Genomic DNA, 9517 nt, shown 5'->3' on the forward strand with positions numbered 1-9517 from the left:
CTTGCCCCTGTCCCGGACAGGCCGCGCATCCTCATCGCCGGCGGCGGCTACGTCGGCCTCTACACCGCGCTGCGCCTGCTGAAGAAGCTGCGCCGCGGCGAGGCGACCGTCACGGTCGTGGACCCCCGCTCGTACATGACCTACCTGCCCTTCCTCCCGGAGGCGGCAGCCGGCAATGTGGCCCCGCGCAACCTGGTCGCCTCGCTGCGCGGCGTGCTGACCGGCGCGGACGTGGTCACCGGCCATGTCGTCTCCGTCGACCAGGCGGACAAGGTCGCCCACGTCAGCACCGCGGCGGGTGACACGCTCGAACTGCCCTTCGACCACCTGGTCGTCGCGCTCGGCTCGGTCTCCCGCACCTTCCCGATCCCCGGCCTGGCCGAGCACGCCATCGGCATGAAGTCGGTCGAGGAGGCCGTCAGCCTGCGCAACCACGTCCTGGCCCAGCTGGACCGTGCCGACTCCACCATGGACGAGGCGGTGAAGCGTAAGGCCCTGACCTTCGTCTTCGTCGGTGGCGGCTTCGCCGGGGTGGAGACCATCGCGGAGGTCGAGGACATGGCCCGCGACGCCGCCCGGACCTACCGCAACGTCAGCAGGGAGGACATGCGCTTCATCCTGGTCGAGGCCGCCGGTCGCATCCTGCCCGAGATGGGTGCGGACCTCGGTGTCTGGACGATGGAGAAGCTTCAGGCACGCGGCATCGAGGTGTACCTGGAGACCTCCATGGAGTCCTGCGCCGACCAGCACGTGGTCCTGGCGAACGGTGTCGAGACGGACGCCTCGACGATCGTGTGGACCGCCGGCGTCCGCCCCAACCCCGCCCTGGCCCACTTCGGCCTGCCGCTCGGCCCGCGCGGTCACGTCGACACCCTGCCCACGCTGCAGGTCAGGGACTTTGATCACGTGTGGGCCGCAGGCGACAACGCCCAGGTCCCCGACCTGGCCGGCGAACAGGGCGCGTGGTGCCCGCCCAACGCGCAGCACGCTGTACGACAGGCCCCTGTGCTGGCCGACAACGTGATCGCCGCTCTGCGCGGACGACCGGTGAAGGAGTACCGGCACAAGAACCTCGGCGCGGTGGCCGGCCTCGGCCTCCACAAGGGCGTCGCGATCCTGTTCAACAGGATCAAGCTCAAGGGCCGCCCGGCCTGGTGGTTCCACCGCCTCTACCACGGCAGCCGTGTGCCGACGCTGAACCGCAAGATACGCGTGTTCGTGGACTGGTTCCTGGCCTCCATGCTCAAGCGGGACACCGTCGGCCTCATCGAACTGGAGCACCCGCGCGACCCGTTCACCGAAGCGGCCACGCCGCCCCGCAGCCGTACCTGATCCCTTCCCCCCTTTGTGTCTGTCCTTGTCTGGAGGGCTGTCCCCATGTCCCAAAACGCCATCGCCGCCGCGCGCGGCGCCGAGACCGCACGTGAGAGCGTGTCCGACCCGTCACACCGGCGTCGCTGGTGGATCCTGGGCGTCATCTCCCTGTCCATGCTGATGGGTGTCCTCGACGGCACCATCGTCAACATCGCCCTGCCGTCCGCCCAGCACGACCTGGGCTTCTCGGACGCCGACAGGCAGTGGGTGGTCACCGCCTACGCGCTGGCCTTCGGCAGTCTGCTGCTGCTCGGTGGCCGGGTCGCGGACCTGGTCGGTCAGAAGGTGACGTTCCTGGTGGGGCTGGCCGGCTTCGCGGCCGCTTCCATGGTGGGAGGTGCGGCGAACGGTTTCGCCATGCTCGTCGTCGCGCGCGCCGTCCAGGGCCTGTTCGCCGCCCTGCTGGCCCCGTCCGCGCTGTCGCTCCTGATGACCACCTTCACCGAGCCGCGCGAGCGGGCGAAGGCGTTCACCGTCGCGGGCTCGATCGCCGGTGCCGGCGGAGCCATCGGCCTGATCCTCGGCGGGGTGCTGACCCAGTACTTGGACTGGCGCTGGACCATGTACGTCAACGTGGTCTTCGCGGGGGTGGCGTTCGTCGGTGGGGCCGCTCTGCTGCACCGCACGCCGCGCGACACGTCCTCCAAGCTCGATGTCCTCGGCACTCTGCTGGTTTCCATCGGCCTGTTCTGCCTGGTCTACGGGTTCTCGAACGCCGAGACGCACGGCTGGGGCTCGTCGGCGACCTGGGGCATGCTGGCGGTCGGCGCCGTACTGGTGGCCGTCTTCGTGTGGTGGCAGACCAGGGCGGCGTATCCGCTGCTGCCCCTGCGGGTCCTGCTGGACCGTAACCGCGGCGCCTCCTTCGCCGCCCTCTTCGTCACCGGCGCGGGCATGTTCGGCATGTTCCTGTTCCTGACCTACTACCTGCAGCAGAGCCTCGGCTACAGCGCCCTGAAGACGGGCTTCGCCTTCCTGCCCATGATCGTGGCGTCGTCGTCCGCGTCGGCGGTGGCCAACAACGTCCTGGTGCGGCGCATAGGTCCCAAGCCGGTGGTTCCGCTGGGGATGGCCATCGCGGCCGTCGGCCTGGTGTGGATGACCACGCTGGACCTGGGCAGCGGATACACGACGCAGGTGCTGCCCCAGCTGGTGCTCGTCGGCATCGGACTGGGCACGGTGATCGCGCCCGCGATGAGCCTGGCCACCTCCGGCGTGGCCGCGGCCGATGCCGGAGTCGCGTCCGCCGCCGTGAACACCGTCCAGCAGGTGGGTGGGTCCATCGGCGTCGCCCTGCTCAGCACGATGGCATCGGACGCCGCCACCAACTACCTCTCCGGCCGTGACCCCAAGGACCCCGGCGTCCTGGCGCAGGCCGGTCTCGAGGGTTACTCCACTGCGTACTGGTGGTCGGCGGCCGTCTTCGTGGTGGGTCTGGTGGTGACCGTGCTGCTGTACCGCCGTGGCGTGCCGCAGCACGACGAGAGCGCCGCACCCGCCGTTCACATGTGACGCACGCCGCGGGAGTCGTACGGACTTGGGGCTTCCCCCTTCCTCTACTATGAGACAAGATGACTCATAGTGAGGCTGTAAGACGCATAGTCCCACAGAAAGGTGGAGTAGATGCAAGTCAGAACTGATCCGCGGCTGTTGCGCAGTCGCGAGGCCATGGTCGCGGCGGCCACCGAGTTGCTCACGGAGGGCGGGCTGGAGGTCGTGACGCACCAGGCGGTCGCCGCCCGGGCCGGCGTCGGCAGGGCCACGGTCTACCGGCACTGGCCCGGCCTTCTCGAGCTTCGCCTGGCCGCGCTGGAGGCCGGCATGCCCCCACTGCCCCCGGTGCCCGAGGAGATTCGGGCCGCCTCGGGTCACGATCCGCGAGCCGAGCTCATCCACAACCTGGGCGTCCTCGCCGAGCGGCTGGACGACGAGAACAGCGGTGCCGTTCTCGTCGCGGTCATCGGCGGCTCACGGAACGACGAAGGCATGCGTCACCTCCGGCAGACGCTCATGGCCCAGATTGCCGATGCCATGCGTCCCGCTGTTGCCGCGGCCGTCGAGCGCGGCCAACTCCGGTCCGACGTCACTGCCGAGACCATGGCCATGGCCACGGTCGGCCCCCTGTTCTTCGAGCGCTTCATCGCTGGGAACCGTCTGGGGAGTGACACGGTGGAGATCGTCGTGGATGCCGCTCTGCGGGCCTGGTCCTAGGCACTGTCCGGCGAATGATCTCCTCCGGAGCCTGCGGCGTTGGCCAGAATCTCGGCTGTAACGGCGTCGCAGACCTGCTCGGCGGCCGTGATCGTTGCCTCCCAGTCCGGAAGGGTGCGCTTGGGCGGGAGAGGTTCGGCGCGGGCCTGAGCCGCCGCGCGCCGGGCGTCGGCCAGGCGGCGGTAGGCGGCGCGGCGCAGTGTCTGGCGCTGGGCGGACGTGGCGTTCGGCGCCAGGTCGCGGTAGCGGCGGACGGCGATCAGAGCGGCTTCGGTCTGCGTCGCGGCCCAACTGCCGGCGGAGTCCGGCCACACCAGGAAGTTCGCCACCAGCACGATGGCCGCGGCCAGGGTGGTGTCCAGGATGCGGGTGGCGTACAGCGTCCGGTGCTCTCCGAGCAGATCGACGAGGACGAAGACGATCCCGGTCAGACCGGTGGTGGCGACGGCATAGTGATGGCGGACGCCTACGGCCATGAGCGCGCCGAAGACCGCCACCGTCCCGACGAGTGCGTATGGGGTGTTGCCGGTCAGCAGGGCAACCGCACCGATCGCGGCGACGCCGACGACCGTGCCGACGCAGCGGTGCACCGCCCGGCGCAGGACGGGGCCGAAGTCGGGCTTGTAGATGAAGGCCACGGTCATGGGCAGCCAGTAACCTCGCGGGCCATGCAGCAGGACGGCGCTGATGTGGGCGACGAGGACACAGGCAGAGAGCAGAACGGCGTACCGCAGACGGACGGTCCGACCTGGGCGTGGGCGTGCCGGTACCGACAGGACCACATCCGCGCCGGCTTCCGCGTCGGCTGTCCCGCACAGTTCCACAAGCGCTCGTACCGCGGGTGAGCGCAGGTCGCGCTCGGGTGCCGCCTTCTCGGCCGGCAAGAGGCTCTGCCCGGTGGCGGTGCTCCTCCCTGCGGGAAGCAGGCGCTCGGCCATCTTCAAGGGGAGGTCGGCCACGACGGGCGGGAGGGGGCGTCCCTCCCACACGAGCGCCGACACCACCTCGCCGAGGCGAACGGCGAGGCGCAGAGCGTCGAGCAGTCGACTGGTGTCGGGATCTTCCGGCCTGTGGCGGGTTGCGGCCGCCAGGTCGGGGGCCATGACATCGTGCGCGTCGTTGAGCGCCAGCGTCATGGAGCGTCGTGCGGCCTCGGCGTGCGGGGTGCCGACGGCCGTCAGCGCCTGCGCGGCGGCGCGGTACACGGCGCGCACGGAGTCGGACTCGATCCGGTGCCGCCGCCACAGCCACGGGCTCGTGGACAAGAAGGTGACCAGGAGCACTCCGGACAGCAGTGCCAGGGGCTGCTGCCACCAGGGTCCGGACAGGGCGATGCCGCTGCCGACGGCGGTTCCGAGGAGCAAGTGCATGCCGGTCACGGAGAGAACGGGACCATGCAGACTGATCAGTCCCCCGACCACAGCGGTGGAGACCAGACAGCCCGCCACTGCCGCCGCGTGCCCACTGCGCAGCGCGAGTTCTCCGATGAGCAGGCCGAGGGCGCTGGCCAGCCCTACGGCCAGCAGTCGTTGCATGCGCAAGCGGTAGGGGGACGAACCGTCCTGCCCCACACCCCACAGGGCACCGATCCCGGCGAACACGGCGGGAACCATGTGTCCTGTCCACAGGCCGAGCAGGAGGGGAAGAGCCAGAGCGACGACACCGCGTAGGGCGGCGGCGAGCGGAAACCCCGCGCGCGCTGTGCTCAGGGTCCGGCGCAGCCACGTGGTCACAGCCGTTCGTAGACGAGGCGACCGCCGGGTTTCTGCTGTGGGTGCCATGGGAGTGGGTCCTGGTTGCCGTAGCGCTGGCCTCATTTCAACGCCCCGCGGTGCGCCCGTCGAGCACGGCCCAGCTCAGTTCGTGACAAGGACGGTCAGCTTGCGGAGCCATGGACCGCCCTGGACGCGGATCATCTCGATGTCCGCGGTGGTGAGGGGCCGGCTTTGGTGTCGTACCCGCGCCGAGAGCTCTTGGGTCGGCTCGTGACCGGCTCTCACCATCCCGCCGATCAGCGCGAGAGCCGTTGCTGAGTCACTCGCCGACAGCTGGGTGATCCGTTTGCAGATGGTCAAGGATGGCATGGGAGATCTCGGCGAGGTGGTCGATCTGCTCGGGTGTGAGACGGTCGATGACCAGGCGCCGCACCTCCTGGGCATGGCTGGGCGCGGCTCTTTCCAGGGCGGTCCGCCCTTCTGTCGTGATCACCGCGTACATGGCGCGTGACGCGCCGCTCCGGCGCTCCACCAGGCCGCGCTTGCACATGCGAGTGAGCTGGTGGTGGAGACGACTCTTTTCCCAGCCCAGCTCGTGGCTGAGCTCATAGGCACGCAACCGTCCGCCGGGGGCTTCGGACAGGGCGACGAGCACCGTGTAATCGGCGTTCGACAGGCCGCTGCCCGCCTGGAGCTGCTGCTCGATACGTGACCGCAGGACCTCCTGCATCTGGAAGAACGCCCGCCAGGCGCGCAGCTCGCGCTCACTCAATGCCTGCTGCTCCATGTCCTCATCATAGCGACGGGTTGACACATCAACTCGCCGTCGTACTGTTGAGGTGACACATCAACTCGAGGGGTGGTACGGAAACAATGCATGCCATGGAGGTCCCGCAAGGCGCAGCGCAACGAAGCGTCGTCCGCATCGAGAGGAAGATGCACTTCGGACCGGACACGCAGGTCGACGACAGGAACGTGATCATCACTCCACTGAGGCCGGAACTCACGGATCCGTTCCTGCTGCTGAGCGAGGACTGGTTCTCCTCACCGGGCTTCGAATGGCATCCCCATCGTGGTGTCGAGACGGTCACCCTGGTCCTCGACGGCGTTCTGGAGCACGGCGACAACATCGGTCACGCCGGCGCGCTGACCACGGGAGACGTGCAATGGATGACCGCAGGGCGCGGAATCATCCACCGGGAACTCGCCTTCCGCAACGAACGGGCGCACACCCTGCAGCTATGGGTGAACCTTCCGCGCGAGATGAAGATGGTCGACACCCGGTACCAGGACTTGCTGGCCGACCGGCGACCGGTCGTCGAAACAGACGGCGCCCGCATCGACCTGGTCTCGGGCGAGGTCGGCGGTGTCCAGGGCCCCGCACTGAACAACTGGCCCATCTCCGGAGCGGTGATCACCCTCGAGCCCGGCCGGTGCCTGAATCATCTGCTGCCGGGCCGGGATCGCGCCTTCCTCCATGTCCTGTCCGGCACGGTGACGATCGCCGGACGCCTCGTTCGCGCAGGGGAGACCGCCTGGTCCGATCCCCTTTCTCAGGCTTCCCTCTCGACCATCACACTTGAGACCGCCGACGGAGACGAGTTCAGCGTGGTCATGGTCTACAGCGGTGAGCCGATCGGTCAGCCTGTCGTGATGGGCGGCCCGTTCGTGATGAACAGCGCGAACGAGATCGAGCAGGCCTTTCGCGACTTCCAGAGCGGCAGGTTCGGCGGCATCCCGAACCAGGCCCGCCTTCAGTACCGCTGACGCCTGAGCACTCCGCAACCCTCGTCTTGCCCGGCGTCTAGATATCGGGCAGCGTTCCGCGACTCCCAAGCGCCACGTTCGGCGACACCGCCCCCATTTCAGACCGCCTGCCTGGCGGTCCCCACTCACATGAGGTATTCGATGTTCACCGCGACAGTGATCCTTTCCGCCCTGCTGGCCCTCGGCTTCGCCGCTGCCGGACTCCCCAAGGCTCTCGCGCAGCCCTCTGCGGCCGCCGATGCCGAGCGCATGGGTTACTCGACCACCGCCTTCCGAGCCATCGGGCTGCTGGAGCTGGCCGGGGCCGTCGGAGTCGTCGTCGGCCTGTGGTGTTGGCCGCTGGGCGTGGCGGCTGCCGGTGGACTGTTTCTGGTGTGCGCCGGCGCCATGCGCGCGCACCTGAGCATGAAGGACGCCCCCAAGGCCCTCATCCCGGTTCTGCTGTTCGCGGTAGTGGCCGCAGCCGTAGTGATCACGCGACTTGCCAGCTCCTGAGCGCCGCCACGCCACAGTTCATCGGCCGCCCAGGACCCGGGGACGCGACCGAGCTTGCCGGTCGCCTCGTCGCGTCTGGCGGTGGGACTGGCCGGCAGCACCTGGGCAAAGTCCTCGGGCAGTCTGAAGTGGTGGATCCATACGGTGTGGCCGGTGTTCGGAATGTCATAGTCTCGCTCGTCCTTGTCATCCCGTCGCCCGGCTGCTGAGAGTCGCCTTCCAGCGGTGTTCCGCCTGCACCCGTCGGCCGGAGCGCCACGTGCACGCGGCCGGTCCGACGGTGTGCTCGCCTTACCAGCGAGCGTGGCGCACAGGACCAGCAAGGTGCGCTCGAATTGCTGGGCCACCGGCTCGGCCAGGGCGCGGTGAGGCGGTCGACATGCTGCTCGGCTGAGCGCCCGGCCCCGGTACGTCGCGAGGGTGCAACGTGCATGTGACCCAGGTCACAGTGAGACAAGTTGACTCATAGAGAGGTTGTGAGTCAACCTGTCTCACAGGGGGGGTCGCGAAAGCACAGAACCCGCGACCATCCGCAGATGCCGTAGATGCCACCGCATTCACGCATAAGTGCTATTGGAGGAAACCATGACCGCTACGCTCACGAAGAAGGCGGGCAAGGGCCGCACCGACGGGGTCGTCTCCGAGCTGGCCACCTACTTCCACATCAAGCCGGGACACGAGGAAGAGGTCCGGGCGGCGGTCCAGCGGTTCGTGGAGGAGCTGCGCCGCCAGGACCCGGCACAGACCATCAAGACCGGCCTGCGCGACACCCGGCACGTGGTCTTCGACGGCGGCAGGATGCTGCTGTGGGCCACCACCTTCGAGACCGAGTGGGACCCCTACGTCGACGACGCGATCCTGACCGTCGGCTTCGAGCACTTCGCGGACTGGCTGCAGCACACCACCGAGTGGGACGAGCTGTTCGCCTGGGTCGAGGAGGCCGGCGGCATGAACGCCCTGACCGACATGGACCGCCCGGACTTCGAGGACAACGTCCGCAACTCCACCGCCCGCCTGAAGAAGATCCTCCAGGACGGCCAGGAGCAGGCCGCCTCCTACTTCAACCCCCTGGGCAGCCTCACCATGCCCCAGGTCGTCAAGGCCCAGAAGCTCGACGCCGCCTTCCAGGAAGTCCTCGACGACCCCACCGCCGAGGAAGCCCTCGCCCACCCCGCCCTCAAGCCCCTCCTCGCCCAGGCCGCCAGCTGACACCGGCCCACCCCCACACCCCTGGGCGGGGGTGGCACCTCCCACCCCCGCCCAAGGTCCCCGCCGCTTACTACAGGCGACTTTGTGAATGTATTCACTTTCACAAAGTCGCCTGACGGATTCCCCTGGAGAGAGTGCACACGGCCATGGCGCCCGAGGCGATAGCCCGCTGGCAGTTCGGAATCACCACCGTCTACCACTATCTCTTCGTGCCGCTGACGATCAGTCTGGCCGGCATCACGGCGGGTCTGGAGACGGCGTGGGTGCGCACGAGGCAGGAGAAGTATTTTCACGCCACCAAGTTTTGGGGGAAGCTCTTCCTGATCAACATGGTGATGGGCGTGGTCACCGGCATCGTCCAGGAGTTCCAGTTCGGCATGAACTGGTCGGCGTACTCCCGCTTCGTGGGCGACATCTTCGGGGCGCCGCTGGCGATGGAGGCGATCATCGCCTTCTTCTTCGAATCCACCTTCATCGGGTTGTGGATGTTCGGCTGGGACAAGCTTCCCCGCAAGCTGCACTGCGCCTGTATCTGGATGGTGTCGCTCGGCACTGTGCTGTCGGCGTACTTCATCCTGGCGGCGAACTCGTGGATGCAGCACCCGGTCGGCTACCGGATGGACCACGGCCGACCCCGGCTGACGGACTTCACCGAGGTGCTCCTGCAGCCCACGGCGGTGTTCGCCGCCCTGCACGCGCTCACGGCCGCCTTCGTCACCGGGGGAGCGCTCGTGACCGGCATCGCC

The 9517-nt window shown here is 68.4% G+C and carries 9 protein-coding genes; 7 read left to right on the forward strand and 2 right to left on the reverse strand.

Features of this window, described 5'->3' with window-relative positions; genetic code table 11:
- Positions 1-27: 27 nt before the first annotated feature.
- From ACIBJF_RS49620 to ACIBJF_RS49630, 3 genes are all read left to right on the forward strand, one after another.
- The gene (locus ACIBJF_RS49620; protein ID WP_399184490.1) at positions 28-1332 is read left to right on the forward strand and encodes an NAD(P)/FAD-dependent oxidoreductase; all 1305 of its coding nucleotides are present in this window, start codon (positions 28-30) and stop codon (positions 1330-1332) included.
- 45 nt (positions 1333-1377) lie between these two features.
- Positions 1378-2886, forward strand: coding sequence for an MFS transporter (locus ACIBJF_RS49625; protein WP_399184482.1), 1509 nt, complete (start codon positions 1378-1380; stop codon positions 2884-2886).
- Between the two features lie 111 nt (positions 2887-2997).
- Complete coding sequence (locus ACIBJF_RS49630; RefSeq protein ID WP_399184483.1) at positions 2998-3585, forward strand: TetR/AcrR family transcriptional regulator; 588 nt, start codon at positions 2998-3000, stop codon at positions 3583-3585.
- On the opposite strand, the gene ACIBJF_RS49635 is transcribed toward ACIBJF_RS49630, so the two are convergent.
- Both ACIBJF_RS49635 and ACIBJF_RS49640 read right to left on the reverse strand, forming a co-directional pair.
- Positions 3582-5318: an FUSC family protein gene (locus ACIBJF_RS49635; protein ID WP_399184484.1), complete on the reverse strand. Its 1737-nt coding sequence runs from the start codon at positions 5316-5318 to the stop codon at positions 3582-3584. The two genes, ACIBJF_RS49630 and ACIBJF_RS49635, sit on opposite strands and share 4 nt — an antisense overlap.
- Positions 5319-5619: 301 nt before the next feature.
- A complete protein-coding gene (locus ACIBJF_RS49640) occupies positions 5620-6087 on the reverse strand; it encodes a MarR family winged helix-turn-helix transcriptional regulator (RefSeq protein ID WP_399184485.1) in 468 nt (155 codons plus the stop codon).
- Between the two features lie 95 nt (positions 6088-6182).
- On the opposite strand from ACIBJF_RS49640, the gene ACIBJF_RS49645 reads away from it, so the two are divergent.
- The 4 genes from ACIBJF_RS49645 to ACIBJF_RS49660 all read left to right on the forward strand — a co-directional run.
- Positions 6183-7067 carry a pirin family protein gene (locus tag ACIBJF_RS49645; RefSeq protein WP_399184486.1) on the forward strand — a complete coding sequence of 295 codons (885 nt, stop codon included), beginning with the start codon at positions 6183-6185 and terminating at the stop codon, positions 7065-7067.
- 141 nt (positions 7068-7208) lie between these two features.
- Positions 7209-7562 (forward strand): DoxX family protein, encoded by a 354-nt coding sequence (locus ACIBJF_RS49650; protein ID WP_399184487.1) that lies wholly within the window; start codon positions 7209-7211, stop codon positions 7560-7562.
- Between the two features lie 585 nt (positions 7563-8147).
- Positions 8148-8771 (forward strand): hypothetical protein, encoded by a 624-nt coding sequence (locus tag ACIBJF_RS49655; protein WP_399184488.1) that lies wholly within the window; start codon positions 8148-8150, stop codon positions 8769-8771.
- A 134-nt stretch (positions 8772-8905) separates the two neighbouring features.
- Positions 8906-9517, forward strand: a 612-nt coding sequence (locus ACIBJF_RS49660) for a cytochrome ubiquinol oxidase subunit I (RefSeq protein ID WP_399184489.1), incomplete at its 3' end; no start/stop codon positions are given.

Origin of the sequence: Streptomyces sp. NPDC050743 (assembly GCF_044456925.1) — a bacterium.
Lineage (GTDB): Bacteria > Actinomycetota > Actinomycetes > Streptomycetales > Streptomycetaceae > Streptomyces.